This is a genomic window from Bradyrhizobium sp. 45, assembly GCF_023073155.1.
In the GTDB taxonomy this organism is placed as follows: Bacteria; Pseudomonadota; Alphaproteobacteria; order Rhizobiales; family Xanthobacteraceae; genus Bradyrhizobium; species Bradyrhizobium canariense_D.
This window is the reverse complement of the sequence record NZ_JADPIX010000067.1, coordinates 17,088-33,601: the sequence shown is the minus strand read 5'-3', so window position 1 is coordinate 33,601 and position 16,514 is coordinate 17,088. Positions and strand designations below refer to the sequence as shown.

Annotated in this window: 14 protein-coding genes and 2 pseudogenes; 6 read left to right on the top strand and 10 right to left on the bottom strand. The window is 59.6% G+C overall.

Features of this window, described 5'->3' with window-relative positions; translation table 11 throughout:
* Window positions 1-591 precede the first annotated feature (591 nt).
* The 3 genes and pseudogenes from IVB42_RS12905 (at window position 592) to IVB42_RS12895 (ending at window position 2,008) form a co-directional block, all read left to right on the top strand.
* Window positions 592-1,242 (top strand): GDSL-type esterase/lipase family protein, encoded by a 651-nt coding sequence (locus IVB42_RS12905; RefSeq protein ID WP_247395342.1) that lies wholly within the window; start codon window positions 592-594, stop codon window positions 1,240-1,242.
* Window positions 1,243-1,454: 212 nt separating this feature from the next.
* Window positions 1,455-1,757 carry a hypothetical protein gene (locus IVB42_RS12900; RefSeq protein WP_345946670.1) on the top strand — a complete coding sequence of 101 codons (303 nt, stop codon included), beginning with the start codon at window positions 1,455-1,457 and terminating at the stop codon, window positions 1,755-1,757.
* A 71-nt stretch (window positions 1,758-1,828) separates the two neighbouring features.
* Window positions 1,829-2,008, top strand: a pseudogene (locus tag IVB42_RS12895) (hypothetical protein).
* 374 nt (window positions 2,009-2,382) lie between these two features.
* On the opposite strand, the gene IVB42_RS12890 reads toward IVB42_RS12895, so the two are convergent.
* The 5 genes and pseudogenes from IVB42_RS12890 to IVB42_RS42265 form a co-directional block, all read right to left on the bottom strand.
* Window positions 2,383-2,586 carry a cold-shock protein gene (locus tag IVB42_RS12890; RefSeq protein ID WP_247395343.1) on the bottom strand — a complete coding sequence of 68 codons (204 nt, stop codon included), beginning with the start codon at window positions 2,584-2,586 and terminating at the stop codon, window positions 2,383-2,385.
* Window positions 2,587-4,566: 1,980 nt separating this feature from the next.
* Window positions 4,567-4,896, bottom strand: coding sequence for a hypothetical protein (locus tag IVB42_RS12885; protein WP_247395344.1), 330 nt, complete (start codon window positions 4,894-4,896; stop codon window positions 4,567-4,569).
* A 384-nt stretch (window positions 4,897-5,280) separates the two neighbouring features.
* Window positions 5,281-5,428 (bottom strand): annotated as a pseudogene (locus tag IVB42_RS12880) (DUF3606 domain-containing protein).
* A gap of 374 nt (window positions 5,429-5,802) precedes the next feature.
* Window positions 5,803-6,681 (bottom strand): non-homologous end-joining DNA ligase, encoded by an 879-nt coding sequence (gene ligD / locus IVB42_RS12875; protein WP_247398819.1) that lies wholly within the window; start codon window positions 6,679-6,681, stop codon window positions 5,803-5,805.
* 667 nt (window positions 6,682-7,348) lie between these two features.
* Window positions 7,349-7,501, bottom strand: a complete 153-nt coding sequence (locus IVB42_RS42265) for a hypothetical protein (protein WP_345946671.1) — start codon at window positions 7,499-7,501, stop codon at window positions 7,349-7,351.
* A 9-nt stretch (window positions 7,502-7,510) separates the two neighbouring features.
* On the opposite strand from IVB42_RS42265, the gene IVB42_RS12870 reads away from it, so the two are divergent.
* On the top strand, window positions 7,511-8,830 hold the full coding sequence (locus IVB42_RS12870; RefSeq protein WP_345946672.1) for an SUMF1/EgtB/PvdO family nonheme iron enzyme: 1,320 nt from the start codon (window positions 7,511-7,513) through the stop codon (window positions 8,828-8,830).
* A gap of 52 nt (window positions 8,831-8,882) precedes the next feature.
* Here IVB42_RS12870 and IVB42_RS12865 read toward each other — a convergent pair whose 3' ends face one another.
* The 3 genes from IVB42_RS12865 to IVB42_RS12855 form a co-directional block, all read right to left on the bottom strand.
* Entirely contained in the window at window positions 8,883-9,095 is a 213-nt protein-coding gene (locus IVB42_RS12865) for a DUF2934 domain-containing protein (RefSeq protein WP_247398825.1), read from the bottom strand.
* Between the two features lie 85 nt (window positions 9,096-9,180).
* Window positions 9,181-9,642, bottom strand: a complete 462-nt coding sequence (locus IVB42_RS12860; protein ID WP_247398828.1) for a hypothetical protein — start codon at window positions 9,640-9,642, stop codon at window positions 9,181-9,183.
* A gap of 9 nt (window positions 9,643-9,651) precedes the next feature.
* Window positions 9,652-11,910 (bottom strand): hypothetical protein, encoded by a 2,259-nt coding sequence (locus tag IVB42_RS12855; RefSeq protein WP_247470313.1) that lies wholly within the window; start codon window positions 11,908-11,910, stop codon window positions 9,652-9,654.
* A 60-nt stretch (window positions 11,911-11,970) separates the two neighbouring features.
* Here IVB42_RS12855 and IVB42_RS12850 point away from each other — a divergent pair, with 60 nt between their 5' ends.
* Window positions 11,971-12,594 (top strand): hypothetical protein, encoded by a 624-nt coding sequence (locus IVB42_RS12850; protein WP_247398833.1) that lies wholly within the window; start codon window positions 11,971-11,973, stop codon window positions 12,592-12,594.
* On the opposite strand, the gene IVB42_RS12845 is transcribed toward IVB42_RS12850, so the two are convergent.
* A complete protein-coding gene (locus tag IVB42_RS12845) occupies window positions 12,573-13,694 on the bottom strand; it encodes a tail fiber protein (protein WP_247455724.1) in 1,122 nt (373 codons plus the stop codon). The two genes, IVB42_RS12850 and IVB42_RS12845, sit on opposite strands and share 22 nt — an antisense overlap.
* 578 nt (window positions 13,695-14,272) lie before the next feature.
* Complete coding sequence (locus tag IVB42_RS12840) at window positions 14,273-14,536, bottom strand: hypothetical protein (protein WP_247398839.1); 264 nt, start codon at window positions 14,534-14,536, stop codon at window positions 14,273-14,275.
* A 760-nt stretch (window positions 14,537-15,296) separates the two neighbouring features.
* On the opposite strand from IVB42_RS12840, the gene IVB42_RS12835 reads away from it, so the two are divergent.
* The gene (locus tag IVB42_RS12835) at window positions 15,297-15,944 is read left to right on the top strand and encodes a hypothetical protein (protein ID WP_247398842.1); all 648 of its coding nucleotides are present in this window, start codon (window positions 15,297-15,299) and stop codon (window positions 15,942-15,944) included.
* Window positions 15,945-16,514 lie beyond the last annotated feature (570 nt).

Genomic DNA, 16,514 nt, shown 5'->3' with positions numbered 1-16,514 from the left:
ACCAATCACCCATGTCGGTCAAAGCCGCTGCTCACCATCGCGCGAAACAGCTGCTCACGATCGCCTGAAATCGCCGCTCACCATCAGCGAAATGCGCAGCGATGGCCTTGGCTTCGAACAGATTAGGCCACGAGGGGTTTGTCTGCGCCTGCGCCAAGACGGAATTGGCCATTGACGCCGTAATTGATGCTAGGGCGGCGGAGCGAAGAAAATCGCGTTTTGTGAACATGAGGGCGTCCCTTCGTCAAAAGATGCGCGACCGGCATCGCCTCTCCGACCGCAAACTAGACCTAAGTTGTATGAGCAAATACGGGCAATCAGAGGCTTTAAGCGTGGCGTTTAGCCGCCTTTGAGAAGGTGAACCAAAAATCTCTTGCGTCGACTAAGTTATTCGACGCGAGTGCCCAAGTCATGTCTGGGTCTGGCCCTTCGGCGAAGTGGCAGCATCGCTCCACGAGGTCCGCTTATTGAGGCATGGCGGACAAGATTTGCTCAGGTCGAGTTCTTCGCATTTTGACCCGAATACGACATCAGCCTCTTCCACCAATCTGTCCATGCGAATAGAATGCGTGTCTGACCAGAGGGTCGGCAATGAGACGGCGCGAGTTCATCATCTTGGGCGGAGCGGCTGCTGCCACTTGGCTGCCACCAACAGCCCTGCGTTCCGAAGAACGGGTAATCAAAATCGTCGCACTCGGCGATGCTCTGGCTACCAGCTACTATCTTCCCGTTGGGCGCAAGTTCTCCGACAGACTTGAATTTGCATTGAAGGCCAAAGGTCAATCGGTCACGGTTGTTGATGCAGGAAAGGGGAATGACACAGCAGCAAGGGGCCTTGCCAGCTTGAATCGCTCGGTTCCCGAGGATACCGATGCGGTGATCTTGGTACTCGGTGCGGTTGATATGGTCTTTGCCGTCGAGCCAAACATCACGCGCAAGTCCCTGGCAACAATTATTGAAAACCTAAAAGCGCGGCGGATCGCCGTGCTTCTTTGCGGAGCAGCGCCTCACACCAAGTTGGACGACGAACACAAGAGTGCCTTTGCGACCATGTTCTCCGGTCTTGCCAGCGAGTACGATGTGCTATTCTACCCTGCATTTGATGACGCGTTTGTAAGCGAACCGTCGCTGAAGGAGATCGGCGACTTCAAGCCAAACGCGGCAGGGATCGAAGCTGTTGTTGCGCGCATAGTGCCGAAGGTCGAGGCGCTGATCGATCAAGCACGTCACAGAGTCCATTGACTCCCATAAGTACGGGCCGATGGCTCGCACCATCATCGTCGTCGACGCGATCATTTGGCGCTGAGTCACTTCCGCCGTTGGCCCATCTCCGACCTCGCAGACCATCCGCTCTTCGGCCGCTGTTGGCGGTAAACCGGACATCAGACGGCCATCCGCTGAATGCACTAGGCCGGCAGACTCCAAAAAGCCGTCCCGCAACCTATCTGTTGGCCATGTTGAAAGCGTTCGAGTTCTGCCTGCCCACGGCGGCAAAGGCCGTGCCTGCTGGTCCCGACTGGATTCACGAAGTCAAATATGACGGCTACCGCCTGCGCGTCGAGCGCCAGGGCAAAGCCGTGCGGCTGATCACCAGGACCGGCCATGACTGGACGAAGCGCTTCCCCTGGATCGTCCAGGCGGCGCTGAAGAACCGAGAGCAGCAATTCGTCATTGACGGTGAGGCTGTGGTGCTCGGCGTCGACGGCGTCTCGGACTTCAACGCGCTGCATTCGCGCAAGCACAACGACGAGGTGTAGCTCTAAGTGCGCTGGTTGCGAACTGCGCACTATGTTGTGAGACCGCGCCTTCAACATTGAAGGAGCGCCGCATGCCGAAGAAGAAACAAGTAGTTCGTCGCGAGTGGACCACGTCCGACGTCAAGGAACTCAAGGCGCACTGAAAGGCACGAACGCCTGTCATGAAAATAGCCAAGATGACCAAGCGAACCGAGGGCTCGCTACGTCAGAAGGCGCTCTACTTGGGAATTGGTCTGGGCCATCAGCGGTGATTGAAAGCTCGCTGGCTCACACAGAACCGACCTGCCGAATTTCGATACTGGTTTGACATCAATCTGACACGCTCGGGTGCAGATTATTCGTCTTGCGATGCGCCGCTGAATCTCGCGGCCTCGTGCTAGAGGTTGAGGGCTCGCTACCGCCAGCCCCGGCGGGCCCTCCCTCAGTCAGCAAGTCAGCAAGACTGACGTTTAAGTTTTCCATAAGTGTGACATCGACGACATTGCGCCCCCGCACTGTCGCTCTAGGCTTGTCTTGCCGGGGCTGGAATCAATATTCACGTCTTCATTTTACCCGGCTGGCCGCAGTGGTCCGCCGCTGCGGCCTTTTCGGTGTGGCGCCTATCTTCACGGCGCGTTTGGAGGGCTCACCCGACGCGCAGATTTTCCGCCGAGTCTTTTCCGCGATTGTTCACGACGTCAAAACTGACCTTGGCTCCCTCATTGAGGCTGCTTAAGCCGGCTTTCTCAACCGCCGAAATATGGACGAAGACGTCCTTGCCGCCGTTGTCAGGTTGAATGAACCCGTAACCCTTCGTCGGATTAAACCACTTCACTGTCCCCATAGCCACGTAACGTCTCCCTTTCCCAAAGCTAAAAACAATACTGGAACTCAGACAAAAGCAAGGCTGGTGCTAGCGGCTTGGAGGCCACGGGCTCCACAATCGCTGCTCGCGGTCACAGCCGACGAGGATTGCCTGGCTTTCGTCGATGGCGTTCTCGGAGTGGTCAACACATGGTCGAAACCGCTGCTCGGTGTGATTGAGCAACGAACAGGGGCGACCGCCGGCGCGGGCTAAAGCATGTAAGTAAGTGTAAGCCAACTCGACACTGCGAAACACACTACAAGTCCGGCATAGGGAAGAGCCACGCTCATTGGAATCTCCCAAGGAAGGAATTACGTAGAAATGGCCGTCTCTCCGACGCCCGCATCTACGACGAGCCTAAAGCCTCGCCTTGTCGCAAGGGGGGCTTTCTTAGCGACTGCCCGCTTTTGGAGTTGGATCTCTGCTAGCGCAACGCGCCTGCGCAGCCGCTGGACCTCCAGCATCAAGTCGTTTAGCTTTTGGAGCTCCTCAGAAAAATGGCGGCGACGTGGGCTACAAAAAGCATCCATTGGCCCCTCACAAATCAGTCAGATCCTGCAAAAAAGATAGATTAATAGAATACTAGTATACGTATTTCCGCTTTTCGAAAATAGGTTTTTTTGGCCGAGGTTCCCTCAAACGAACTGACGGGCGCTTGCGAAATCGACTTAGTTAATTCAGACTATTTAAATCGGTATTATTAGAAGCCGGGACGTAGGGCTGTGGCGCGCTATTTGGCTGCGGCTGCCATCGCTCTTGATCTGCCGGAAGGCATTAGCTCAGGACTGATTTCCGTCCGCTCATTAGCCGCGCGCGGTGCTCGGCGACTTCGGGTGCCGCCGTGAAGTGATTGAGAGTTTGAGGCTCGGATGATTTTGGATCTTCTTGTCCTCGTGCTTGCCGTATCCGCCGTCTCGTTGTTAGTCGCAAACCATGTTGTTCGGCGACGAGACGTTCTGTGGCAGGTGCGAAAGAATAATCGAGAAGGTCGTCAGGCTCTTCATTCAGAGCCTTTCATGTATAGGCGCCGCTTCCCAATCTCCTTCAGAAGCCGCGCCCGCAGTTCGACCGCGACGTCGGGCGACTCAATCTCGCAGACGATCAACGACCTTGGTTCGCGATCCAGCGGAGATGCGCGGAACTTTGATCGCCCGAGAGCGGCGGCGATTGCGATCCTTAGGTCCTTGAACTCGTATAGGTCGTGAGGGCCGCACAAAATTTTGGATGTCTTGTCGGAATACGGCAACCCCTCAGGCCTCACCTGCGCAGGACGACTCCGCTTCACGGCACCAAGCCGGTAAGAAAAGACGCGCGCGGGATCGAATGCGCTGAGTTTTACACGTCACCTCGGGATCAGCATCCCTGGATATCAAGACCGTCGGGCTCGCGTCGACAAAGACGTTGCGATCAGTTCAGAAACTTCACAGCGAGACGGCGCTCATCACGCCATACAACGGAGCAATCGACATTCAAGCCAGCACATGGAACGCGAAGCCCAAATGCCGCGGGGACGATAGGCGCGCTATCGACTTGGACGATCGCAGAGGAATCCGTGAGGTGCCGGACCTTGCACCGCACAGGACTGCCCTCGACCAATATCTGCGCAGTATAGACGTTACGTCGCCGCCCATTCGCCACGTCCCCCAGTCTCCCCCGCTCTAGCGCGAGAGATATTGATCGGCGATTCCAGTCTCAAATGAGGCTGGATCATGGTTTCATTGGCCACGAGCTCTATCTCCATCGCAGCCAGAGCCTCCACGGCCACGTGCCGCCGTGCCAGCGCCATCTCGCTCTCGTCTAAGGCCGACAACTCTTTACCCTCGGATCGAAGGCCTAATTGGCGATCCATTTGCTCGAGACCCCAACGGCCCATGGCGACTTTCAGTTCTTATGGCGTTGGCGTCACGCGCGATCTCCATTGTGCTTCGAAACTTCCACGCCTGTTCTCCAAGCAGTCTCGCTTCGCTATTTTTTCAGCGCGGAGCCGTCCTTTAGGGAAGCATTGTAGTCGGCCTGCGAACTGTTGATGTTTGGTTGATCGTTCGGTGTACTGCTTCCGGTTGTCGTTCCTGCCGTGCTGGTTGTCTCCCCGGGCGCATGGGAAGCGGCGCCGGGCTTGTCCTGATTGGCGACATAGCCAGATTCACCGGAGTTGCGGGTTTTTATGCCTTTGTCGGCTTCAGTTTGCACGTTTTGGTTCACACCAGCCTGAGACGTCGCGCCGGTTTGCTGCGCGGCAGCGGGTATCGAAATGAGTGGCAGCGTGGCAACAAGTGCCAAGGAAAGCTTTCGCATGGCTGTTCTCCAACCTAAACCCTGCCCTTGCATCAACGTGCGCATCTCCGAACATTTCCGCGAAAGTGCTGAAAACTTGTGACTGCGACGTTGGCACGTTTCAAACAGGGGACGACATGTCGCATTAGCGTACGCTGCTCATGGGCGCTGTGACCGCCCTCATTTTTCACCATGTCTCCGCGGGCTCCAGGTAGGCAGTCAGTAGGCTCTGCTTAGCGCCATTGCACGGGTCACCGGCACCACACTGGCAGCCGAGCTCTGCGCTCCATGCCCGGTCCGCAGACAAAGCCTAAGCCAAAGCAGATGGGACAGTTGGGATCGGTCATGGCATGAAAAAGCGCGCGGGCCTTGCTCCAAAGATCGCAAGCATACCGCGCGCCTCGGTTACACCGCCAATTCTTTGCGAACCGCGGCGGCCGAATTGCCTACCTTGTCGACGGCCTTCTGCAGCTCGTCGCTGGAGACGAGGCTCGACATAGCGGGCCAGGATGGCTTGGGCTTTTTTGACCGCTTGGGTTACGCGGTCCGGCATGCCGGTACTCCACTCACTGGCAAGGAAAACGCCCGTAAGAACGGTGTGTTCCCAAAAGGAAGGCCTCCGGAAGGGCGGAGGCCTAGTCTGGGGAGGTTGCATATACTTGGAAAACTTGACCTGCTTCGCCCCGTTCCTACCGCTGCGCATGAAGCTGGCGCCTCTGCGCTGATCGCTTAATCTGCGTTAAAGGTGCGCTTGAGCAAGAGCCCTGCTTGGTCCCGTTGTGAGCTTGTCCTGCCTTTGGCAGCAATGGCGAGAGGCTTCAACAGAGCCCGTCTGCTTGGAGCGTTGGCGCTTCAAGGCCAGTGTATCTTCATCGCTCACGCAGAGGTATCACTAGCTCGCGTGCTGAGGCGTCAAATGTACATCAGTTATTTCTTGGACAACCCTTTGAACGAACTGGCGCGCAGCAGGCCTTCAGAGGTGATGTCCCGGTATTCGATCTCGGCGTAGAACTTTGGCTCAACCCAGGTGGCTTTCGGTTTCTTGATGCGCTTAGTGAGCTTTTGCTTCGGGCTGACGACGGTATCCAGGGCCTTGCGGATCTCCGCCGACTTCGTCCGGCTCCAGCCCGTGCCGACCTTCCCCATATACCGCAGCTCTTTCCCTTCCTGCTTGCCGAGGTAGAGCGCGGCGACGCCGGACGGATCCTTGACGAAACCGACGACGGGGAATTTCTCGCGCTGGACGGTCTTGATCTTCTGCCAGGCCTCGACCCGCTCCGACCGGTACGGGGCATCAACCCGCTTCGAGACGATACCGTCGTAGTTCAGCTTGCTGGCAGCCTCGAACAGCGCCTGCCCGTCCCCTTCATGGTGCTCGCTGTACAGGATGGGCCTCTCCACCTCGTTGGCCTCGATAAACTCCTTTAGAAGCTCCTTGCGGGCAAGCTGAGCCATTCTGCGAAGGTCCTTGCCGTCCAGCCAGAGGAGATCGAAGGCGAAGTAAACCAGCCGGTCCTGGTCGCCTCTGCCGAGGTCCGCCTGGAGTTCGGAGAAGTTGGTTCGCCCCTGGTGAATGACGACCACCTCACCATCGACAATGGCTTGCCCTTCGATGTTGAAGGCGCCGGCAATGACCGAGAACCGGTTGACCCAGTTATGGCCGTTGCGGGTAAAGGCTTTACGGCTGTCGCCGTCGATGTGGAGCTGGATGCGGTAGCCGTCGTATTTGACTTCGTGAAACCACTGAGCCCCCGAAGGAGCTTTCATCTTCAGTGTCGCCAGCTGGGGGCTGATGAAGCCCGGCATGGAAGCTCGCGGCTTCTTGGCCGGTGCTCGGGTACGCTTTGGCACTAACGCTACTCACAAAAAGCCCGCCGCCGGTGTTGGGAGCCGACGGCGGGGCAGTCTACCTTCTTGTCACGAAACTCCTAACTTCGAGATCGGCAGCGTGTTCCGCGCAGGGCAATACAACCGGATCAGTGCTTTCGGGTTGTGAACAAAGCCGAACAGTAAGCGAACGCGGCGCGATAATCCGTTCTCGGTTACGCGGGCTGCGCTGCGCCACACCGACAAGAGATCGATGCCGATAACGCAGGCCGGCCTAGCGGCAGTTTGCTTGCACCACTGATTGACCGCGGAGATGACGCCGAACGTCAAAAGCCATGGAGTCGATTGTCGCAAGTTATGTGAAGGTTCGGGGATCGGCGCGCTCTGGCCGCCGGCCCTAAGCCCTATCCCTACGCACGAGGGTCATCGACCGCGACCGCGTCCACGACCGGCAGGTGATCTGGGATGGCATTTCAATCGGCAAGGCGATGCAGACGAGTGCTTCGATGTTGTGTGCGTTCATCGATGTGATATCGTCGCGAACGATCCTTTTGACGGGTTGTATGCTGCGTCGCCTTGCAGTTTTGTGGGTCCCGCTATGGGCGAAATTCGCAACTTCCGATCCGGGAACAACGGTGAACCCCCCTCACACGGCGTCGGGCCTCGTCGTCTCGCCGCCATCATAGTCGGTGACATAGCTTCCTACAGTCGTTTGATGCAGGCCGACGAAGAGGGCACGCACGTCCGCGTCAAGCGGATCGAGCGGGACCTCATCCGGCCCAGCATCGTCGAACACCATGGAAGTCTGGTGAAAACGACGGGGGATGGCTTCATCGCGATTTTCGACAGTCCGGTCGAGGCCGTGCGATGCAGCATCGTCATCCAGCAGAACCTCATCGGGCGCAATGCCTCGCTTCCGAGGGATACGCGGATCGAGTACCGGATTGGCGTCAATCTGGGCGACGTCATCATTGAGTCGGACGATATCTACGGGGACGGCGTCAACATCGCCTCACGCATCGAGGGCATTGCCGAGCCTGGTCAGGTCTACATCTCCGGCGCGATCTACGAGCAGATCAAGCACAAGGTCGTGTGCGGCTACGAGTCGCTGGGGGACCGCAAAGTCAAGAACATCACCGATCCCGTGCGCGTCTATCGCGTGCTGCCGGATGCAGATGCGGTCGGCAGGACCAAGGGCCGGCGCGAGAATATCTTGATCTTCCTCCTGAGCCTCACGCTGCTGATCATTGCCACCGGCGTGCTGTGGTACCTGCTGGCGCAGGCGCCGGGCAAGATGAGCGAGCAGGCCGCCCTGCCCGCCGCTTCTCCGGCCGCATCGCCGAGCCCGCAGCGCCCGCCGCGCGAAGCGGCGCCGCAAACGCCGCAGCCTTCTCCCTCGTTGGCTTCGTCGCCTCCCTCGCCCACTCCGGCGCCGAGTCAATCGGCAACTCCCGTCCGCGAACCCGAGATGGTCGCCATTCGCGGCGGCAGCTTTGCAATGGGAAGCAATGACGACCCGACCGAGCGTCCTGTCCACCAGGTGACGATCAAGCCGTTCTCGATCGGCAAATATCCGGTGACCGTGCAGGAATGGAACGAGTGCGCCGCTGCAAAGGCGTGCGGCTTCACCGCCATCGGCAAGGACGAAGCGCCTGTCACAAATGTGAGTTGGACCGACGCGCAGCAATATGCGGCTTATCTCGCTCAGGCGACGAAGAAGACTTATCGGCTTCCGAGCGAAGCCGAATGGGAATATGCCGCGCGGGGCGGAACGCAGACCAAATATTGGTGGGGCGACAAGCTGCAGCCGGGCATGGCCGGTTGCAAGGATTGCGGTGATCCCGCGGCCGAGCAGCCGGCGAAGGTTGGCAGCTTCAGGCCTAATCCGTTCGGGCTCCACGACATGGGCGGCGGTGTCGATCAGTGGGTCGAGGACTGCTGGCACAAGACCTATCAGGGCGCGCCCGGCGACGGCTCGGAATGGAGCAGCGGGGACTGCAGCGCCCATGTCCTGCGCTCGGGCTCCTGGAAGAACGATTCGAGATATGTGCGTCCGTCCAACCGCGATGGTTACGACACCCATGTTCGCTATCCGACGCACGGCTTCCGCGTGGCGCTCGGTCCCTAGCGCTTCGCTACGGCGTCGCAGGACAGAAGCTGAAGCCCAAGAGCGTTGATCCCTAAGCTGCTCGGCGCTTTTTCCGAGGCGCGGCGGCCTTTGCCTTCAACTTGCCCGACGCGGCATTCGAAACCCGAGCGACGCCTCCGAGTGCAGCTGCAAGAACTTCGCGCTGAGCGTCTAGCCAATGCACAACGGCTTTGCCGTGCTCGCAGCCGTTCTCAATCCACAGCTGGTAGGCGCGTTCGCGAATGTTTTGTTCCAGATCAGACATGGTGCTCCTCCGATTTCGGAGCGGCATCCTGCGAGCCGGCGGTTAACAAGAATTCAACTCGTGCAAGGGAACTTGCGACGCTCGGTCACCCCAAATAGGACACATCCTTGGCCCTCGACGCTAGTTCGCCTTCAACCTTGTCGATCTCGGCCTGATTGCGTTCGATGAACGCAGCGAGCTCATCGCGAGACATCTCGGACAGTGCTTTCTGTTGTGACGAGGTATCCTTACGGGTCGGCGCAATGTGCCCTGCCCGGTCAAGGACCTTTATCGAGAGGTCCGCTCGGACACGAGCACTGACGCTCGCATCTTGCAACAATGATTTGGCGACTCGATACGCGAGCGGAGCGCCGACCACTGCGAGATCGAGCTGGATCGATTCCGAAATCGCAGCGGCGACCGCTGGCAGTCGCATCGTCTTGTAAACCGACTTTGGATGATAGCCGGCGAGCTCTGCGGCCTCCTCGGGGCGCTTACCTTCATTGACGATGAGGCGCACCAACGTGCGTTGCTGCTCGCTAAGGTCGTAAGCTGCGATAGACGGCATCTGAGTTCCTCAGTTCTCGCGTGACGCGTTCGCGGCCGCGATGAGGCGGCGCAAGTCAATGTTGTACTGCGCAACGTTCGGATTTCTCACCGGCCTCTCGAGCAAGTAGGCTGCAACGTTCGGATCGAACCATGCCATGTGCACGATTTCGTCCGCATTCTGCTTGCTAGACGGGAGCATCTCGAGCAGAAGTTTGAAGCGCTTTATCAAGCCGCCGCCGGCGAGATCGCCTTTGAAGTGGCGTACGGCCAGCTGAGCCCAACGGGGGATGTTGAGCTTCTCGGCAGTATCCGACCCAACGGTCGCCCTCTTCTCCGCCTCCTTGAAGTACGACAGGATCTTGTGCGCCTGCCGGAGATTGTTCATCTCTTCTGGCGAGAACGTCTTTGCGAGCAGCGCTTCATTATCTTTGAACTCTCGCGCCAATCTGGCAAATTGAACTTCGAGCGTCTCGCCCACCTGCCGAGTGCCCTGGACCTTGTCGGCGAGAACCTCGGAAACAGCAGCCTTCCAACCGCGCATCGCTTGGGGATCGTTCTTGATAAGCGCATTGATCTCATCAAGCTTGGCGCCGGCATCGTATTTGCCGCCGAGGAGCTTGTGCGCGACATCGCGAGGATCCTCACGAAACAAGGTACCGACAGCGGAGCGATCGATTTCTGCTTCGGTGGCCTTACGGGAGGCGCGCGCCGCTTCGAGGTCCGCCCTCGCCTGTGTCGACAAGTTTTCCCCACGACGTGCGGCGACGGTGATCTCGTCGAACTCGCCCCGCACCGCTGGAAATTGCGCCAACACGTCGGCATTGTTTCGCGCCCAAGCGTTCGCGCGGATTGAGTTGACCGTGCCGTCATTGTTGAGGGCCGACTTCGCGAAGTCGGACCGCAGATAATCACGAAGCGCGGCGTTGGCATCCGCCACCGCCGGCGAACCATCCAGCGCGCGAGTCAAGCTGATTGCTTTCTCCGGCGTAGCTAGGAAACGGTCCGCGGTGGCGCTCGGAGGCGTGGCCCCGCGATTGAGCTGGCCATCAACGTTCTGACCGCCGCGATCGAGCTCGCGGGTGAACCGCGCCGTTTCGTCGTTTCTCTCGGGGCGGAAACGCTGTGCGAAGCGCTGGTAGTTGGCGTTGGCTTCCGAATAGCCAGGCGCATCCTCGATGGTTCGGTTGATCGCGCTGCGCAGCCGCCCGAGGTTGTCGGCCAAGTCAAAATTGCCGGAGGCTTGCGCGCGCTCCTGAGCTGGACCGATGAACTTGCGGAGATCCGCAAGGTCGCCGCCCAGCGCGGTGCCTAGACCTCCGACATTGACCATCTGCCCGCTTTCAGGTGGATGCTCGACGATCTGCGGGCGAAGGGCATTCAGCCGGCGCATGAAGTCCTCCGGCAGCACACCGGGCGTGAGGCCGTTTGCGTTACCGCGGATCCGATCGATGGCCGAGAAGATATCGTCGGCTGGAAGCTCATCCGCTCGGCCGGGAGCGTTGTCGAATAGCCGGTTCTTCTCGGCGCGCGCGGGGATGTAGGTCCGATCGACGAGCGCCTCGTCCAGTCGACGGGAGGCATTCGCCTTGACCTCACTATTGCCGAGAGCCCCGAACGGCTGTCCCTGATCCGCCCGGATTCTGTCGACCGATCGGTTCGCGTCCTCCCGTTGAAGGATATCGTTTTCCGTGGCACGGAAGCGCTCGTCCCGCGCCGCGGCGGCGCGCCGCATGACAGCGCCAAGGTCGGCCTCGGGGTCGCGCATGGCCTCGACACGCTCAGCAGCCGCGGCTTTGACATTCTGGTCGCGCTTGATGAAGTCCGGCGCTGACTTGAGGCGCGCGCCCTGCTCCGCAGCAATGAGACCAGGATCGCGCGAGAGCAATCCTGTGGTGGGCATGGCCGAGCTCTGCAACGGCGAGGCGCCTTCCTCTAGCGGCCGCGACACGGCTGCCGCGTTCTCCCGGATGTCCTGCGCCAGCGCGCGCGGCGCGCCGAATGCGGAGCCCTGGATCTTGGCGGCGGCGCGATCGACATCGGCGGTGCTGTACGGCGCTCTTGTGGTTGGGTTGAGCGGGATCGGCGCTGATGCGGAGCTGAATGATTTCGCCGCAATATTTCTGATGGCGCCGGCAATGCCCTCGGCTGTGCCTTGGAGGGTGTTCGCGCCGACGGCGCCCGCGACGGGCGCAAGCGCGTTAGCGATGGCCTTAGGCCATGTGTCGCCAACGACAGCGTGCTCGGGGACGTAGTCGTCGGCTGCGTTGACCGCGACGCCTGAGCCCATGCCCCCTATTGTATCCCCAACCAGTGTCCGCGCCGGCGCGTCCGTGTACGGCCTGGCCATGTGATCGAGCACACGCCCGACGGGCGTCTCCGAACGCGTTGTCGCAGCGGCGACGCTCGGCGCTCGGGACGCCAGCATGGCGCCAGTGCCGACGGCCTGGGTGCCGAACCGGTTGACATCGTAGGCGAGCTTCTCGGCGGTCGACATGGTCGCCGGGTCGATGCCGGGGAGGACCGACGTGGCCTTCTCGAGCAGCTTCGACGCCGGGATCGCGGGCGCGATGTTTGTGCCGAGCAGCTTGTTGATGCCGCCCGTGACGAGGTTCTGTGCGCCGGCCGCGAGGTCGAACGGTCCGGTGACGATGTCGCCGATGCCTTTGCCGACGCCTTGGGCGCCGACGGTGAAATCGCGCACCGCGCCGCCGACGCTGCTCGGAAGCAGCGAGGCGGGACGCTCAACGCGCTGCGGCTGCTCTGGCGAGACGTAGAGGCGGCCGCTGGCTGCGGCGTTCTGCGAGCCGAGGCCGGGCGTTGCGGGGGCGGCTGCGGGCGCTGCGGCGGGTTGCGCAGGAACACTCGCGAGCGCGCGCTGAATGTCCGCCGGCGTGAAGTCGTCGGGGAATTCGTGCTGCTGACCTTCGAAATCGATGATCTGCGGCATCGTCAGTGCGCCTTGATGATGTAACTGAGCACGATCGTCGGCTGAACGTTGTTATGGGCGCCGCCCCCGCCCGAGGACGCGTTGGTGATTGTAATTCCGGTGGTGGAAGACCCCGTGTTCGTCGTGACGTTTCCAGCAACAGTAGTAGCGCCGCCAGGCGAATTGTAGGCCGCCCCTGTGTTCAACGCGCCCGAGTGAAAGTGGCCCGGGTCGCTGAGGGTGTTCGAGTGCGAATGCGATGGAATCTGCGGCGTCGAAAGTGTGTGGCTTTCCGAGCCGCCCGTCGCTCCCAGGACCGCGCTCGAACCGAAGAAGCTCGACGTCAGCCGGTTTGCGCCACCATCGGCGCCGGCTGGAACTCGCCCTCGCATGTCCGGCAAGTTGAAATGCGTTCCATCGGCCGCGCCATAAGACGTGACGATTGCGGCAAACAAAGACGGATAATCCGCCCGCAAAAGCGATTGACCGGTGCAGAGCAACCAGCCAGTCGGCGCGACCGAACCTGCGTACGGCATCAACGCGCCAGCGGGGATGATCTGATTGGCGTCGGACGCGAGTTTCACGAAAGTCGTCGCGCCATCGGCCAGTTTGGCTGTTGAAACGACAGCGTCAGCCAGTTTGTTAGTCGTGACCGCGCCGGTCGCGAGCTTCGAATTTGCCACGACACCGTCTGCGAGCTTGTTCGCTGCAACAGCTCCGTCCGCCAGTTTCGCGGAGGTGATGGATCCATCCGCGATCGCCGCGGCCGCGGTGAAGTCGGCGATTTCATCCCATTTGTCGGGTTCGAACGACGCTCCAGACGTGTGGGTGGTGTTCGCGATGTAAAAGATCGAGGTGTGGAAGACGGTGCTTACGTTCGCATCGTAGAGGATACCGCTCTCCCATTGCGCGGGCGCGGCGAAACCAAGGGTGACGCTGCTGTCGAACTGCGCTTGGCCGACCGAGCCGCGCTTCAGCGCGCCGTCGTCGTCCTGAATTTTCGAGAGGTTTTGCTGCGTATCATCCATCGCCAGTTTAACGGCGTTGAACTCGGCGTCCAGATCGGTGCCGGACTGCTGCTTCGATGGATTTTCAGCGCTAAAGAGCGCAAACGAATTCTGTCGGTTGTAGAGGGTTGAGGACATCTGCCGCCGGCGGGGTGAGAGGAAGAGCGCCGGATTGCGCGGTGGGTGCCGTCGGCGAAGCGGCGTTGCGTCCGTGGGATGAATTATGACTCTGGAGTAGTAAGCGAAAGGTTAGGAGGCGCTGAGTGTTCCTCGACTCCATTTGGACCAGATGCCGCAAGCGCCCGAACGCCAGTATTTCACGCTGACTATGCCGCTCGATACCGGCCCGATTGGAGTTCTTCGCCTCGGTGCGACGCAAGGCGCTTCAATGTGTGGTTCAGGTCACAGCAGAATCAGTTTCACTGCCATACAATGCGCTGGTATGGCCGCAAACAAGGTAACGGCGGTACACACGGGCTGGGAGGGCATTCTGCAGCTTTGACTATCGGAGCCGCTTGGGTGAAAGCTCAGCGGCTCTTTTCTTGCGCGTGCACTACCATTGAGGCTGGCGCAACGTGACGAGGAGCCATGCTGACCTATGATACCAGCTGCATGCGCCGCCGTGCCGCACGATGACGCTCCCCTTTGGCAGGACTTCCCTAACGTACACCGACTCGTCCTACGGCTTCACGCCCGCGGCTCAATGTTCGTCTTGGTCATTCGCTATAGGAGCGTTGTTGACCCGTTCCGGCGGCCTCGTTTGAGGCCAAGCAACGCCGAGCTCGCTCGATCTGGCTGTTAGTGGCCCCCTGATTGCGGGCATACATCTCAGCCACCGCTGCCGAATATCTCGCAACGTAGTATCTGATTTCTGAGCAGGAAATCCGCTCTCCTGGTCTGTGCTGGCGCGCGGCATACGCATCCGAGCTCATCGTGATCAGGAAACAGGCGGCAGCACAGATCCAACGCGTGACAGTCATTGTCATCCCCCGCAACTAAAAGACTTGTTGCAGAGAGCTGGCCTGAATCGTTCTGATCGCGCAAATTAACATTCACGCACTCTTGCAAGGTGTTTTGGAGTGTTGCTTTCCTGCTGCATACACGAGATCCGTATGATCTCACCACGAAGGACCGAAACAGCGTAGCTCACTGTGAATAGACACCGATTGACCCAAGCGGTCCTTGCGGGCACCTCCGACAGGGAAGGTGTACCCGGTTCGGAGCCAGCATCGCAGGCCCGGGCGATGGCGCCGGCCCCACCATCCGATTGAAGGGGCTTCTGACTACCGATAACGTGGGCTCGTATTGATCTGGGGGATTTCAGTGCGCTTCATTCTTTTCCTGCCCTTTGCAGCCGCCGCTTCAGTGACACCCGCCTTTGCGGCTCCGCCAGCGAGCTGCGCCTCCAAGTTCATAGGCGAATGGCGGCATTCGGGGGGAAACAAGGGGACACTCACCGCTGACGGAAGAGCGATCTGTACCGAGCACGCGGCTTGTCAGGCTGAGGGTACTTGGACCTGCGCTGGCAATAACATGACCTACAACACGAGCATGGGGTCGTGGGTTTACACGCTACAGCCTGATGGCTCTATCACGGCGAATGGGGGAACCGCGAGAGCCGTGCGCATCGGTAGAGCACCTGCCCCGCCAGCCAATCCCACTCCGACGGGAACTAACGTAGCCGCTGGCGTGAGCGGCCAAAATGCAAAGTCGGCTAAACCGACTAAAGATTGTAGCGGCGTGAGCGGCAAGATCGACGGCGTGGAGCTCAAACCTATGAAGTGCGACGAGCCTCCCGCAAAAAGCGCTGCTGTCGCTCCTGCGCCAAGCGCTCAGCCGGTCAAACCTGCGCAAGTTACATCGGGCACTGTAGCCGGATCGAAGCGCGCATTGAATGCGATCGCGGATATCTCCCCTGATTTCAAAAAAGCGCTCCAGAACGCATCAGTGAGCTTGGAGCATGCGAAGATAGATGCTTCACGAGTGAGGGAGCCGGTGATCCAGACTCCTGAGAAGCGGTCATCCCGGATGGAAGCAAATTATCCTTCAGAGACGCCTCCGTCACCGGCAGCCGATGCCAGGCAAGAGCAGCCGCGAGAGATTACCGACCTAGACCCGGAAGACTACGCCAAGAAATGCAGAGATGAATCCTTTGAAGGTGGTCTCACAAGCCTGAAGCAGGATATTGCGGCGGCAACTAAAGGCGTAACGCTGGCACGTGATCCAAAAAACACGAAGACAGCTCGTGGTCTCAAGTTCTACTTGGAAAAATACAAGCTGGTGAAAAGGGTTCTCAAGAGGTGCGCCGTAGAGGTCCTCAATAAGCAAGTGATCGACCCGTTAGAGCGAAGCGGTATTTTGGCGGACATCGCTGACGACCCTCAATGACTGAAGCCCTGGACTCTCCGGAAATTCAAAATTAGCGAGAGCGCCTTGCGGCCTTCGGACATCAAGCCGGCGCCCCCCGCCCAGGGGTGGACCGGGCGTCGGCCGGGCCTCGAGGCGATAGGCTTAAGCGCAATCGTCCATTGCAGCTGCACGTAGCCATCGCTTCAAACAGTGCTACGGCCGCATTTTGCACTCCTCCAGCTTGGAGGCATGGGGCTAAGTCGCGGACTCCAAACAATAATTTGTGCGCGAAAGCTGGCCCGAGACAGGGCGATTCTTGTCGATTGATGCGCGATCGAAAAACCCGACAAAAACGCTTAGATCGATAAATGCGCAAATTCGAATAAGCTCTTAGCCGTCTGGTTTTACGTATTAGACTTTTCCAGACAAAATATTCGTTGCCGGTTTTTCGGCTTAGCGCATCCTAGTCGCGGGTCGAAAGCCCAACACACTAGCCGATAGCCAATCCGGTGAGCGGCAATCACATTTCTTGTCCAGGGGCCGCGCGCGTATGTCCAAGGCGCACGCCCAAAGGTGCGCGGGGCCGCCTAGTGTCGGTCATTTCGCCCC

What these genes read in the sequence shown, in the direction of transcription:
- IVB42_RS12905 (WP_247395342.1), top strand. Translation starts at nt 592, where the DNA reads ATGAGACGGCGCGAGTTCATCATCTTGGGCGGAGCGGCTGCTGCCACT.
- IVB42_RS12900 (WP_345946670.1), top strand. Translation starts at nt 1,455, where the DNA reads ATGTTGAAAGCGTTCGAGTTCTGCCTGCCCACGGCGGCAAAGGCCGTG.
- IVB42_RS12885 (WP_247395344.1), bottom strand. Translation starts at nt 4,896, where the DNA reads ATGCGAAAGCTTTCCTTGGCACTTGTTGCCACGCTGCCACTCATTTCG.
- ligD (WP_247398819.1), bottom strand. Translation starts at nt 6,681, where the DNA reads ATGCCGGGCTTCATCAGCCCCCAGCTGGCGACACTGAAGATGAAAGCT.
- IVB42_RS42265 (WP_345946671.1), bottom strand. Translation starts at nt 7,501, where the DNA reads ATGGTGTTCGACGATGCTGGGCCGGATGAGGTCCCGCTCGATCCGCTT.
- IVB42_RS12865 (WP_247398825.1), bottom strand. Translation starts at nt 9,095, where the DNA reads ATGTCTGATCTGGAACAAAACATTCGCGAACGCGCCTACCAGCTGTGG.
- IVB42_RS12860 (WP_247398828.1), bottom strand. Translation starts at nt 9,642, where the DNA reads ATGCCGTCTATCGCAGCTTACGACCTTAGCGAGCAGCAACGCACGTTG.
- IVB42_RS12855 (WP_247470313.1), bottom strand. Translation starts at nt 11,910, where the DNA reads ATGGGCTCAGGCGTCGCGGTCAACGCAGCCGACGACTACGTCCCCGAG.
- IVB42_RS12845 (WP_247455724.1), bottom strand. Translation starts at nt 13,694, where the DNA reads ATGTCCTCAACCCTCTACAACCGACAGAATTCGTTTGCGCTCTTTAGC.
- IVB42_RS12840 (WP_247398839.1), bottom strand. Translation starts at nt 14,536, where the DNA reads ATGACTGTCACGCGTTGGATCTGTGCTGCCGCCTGTTTCCTGATCACG.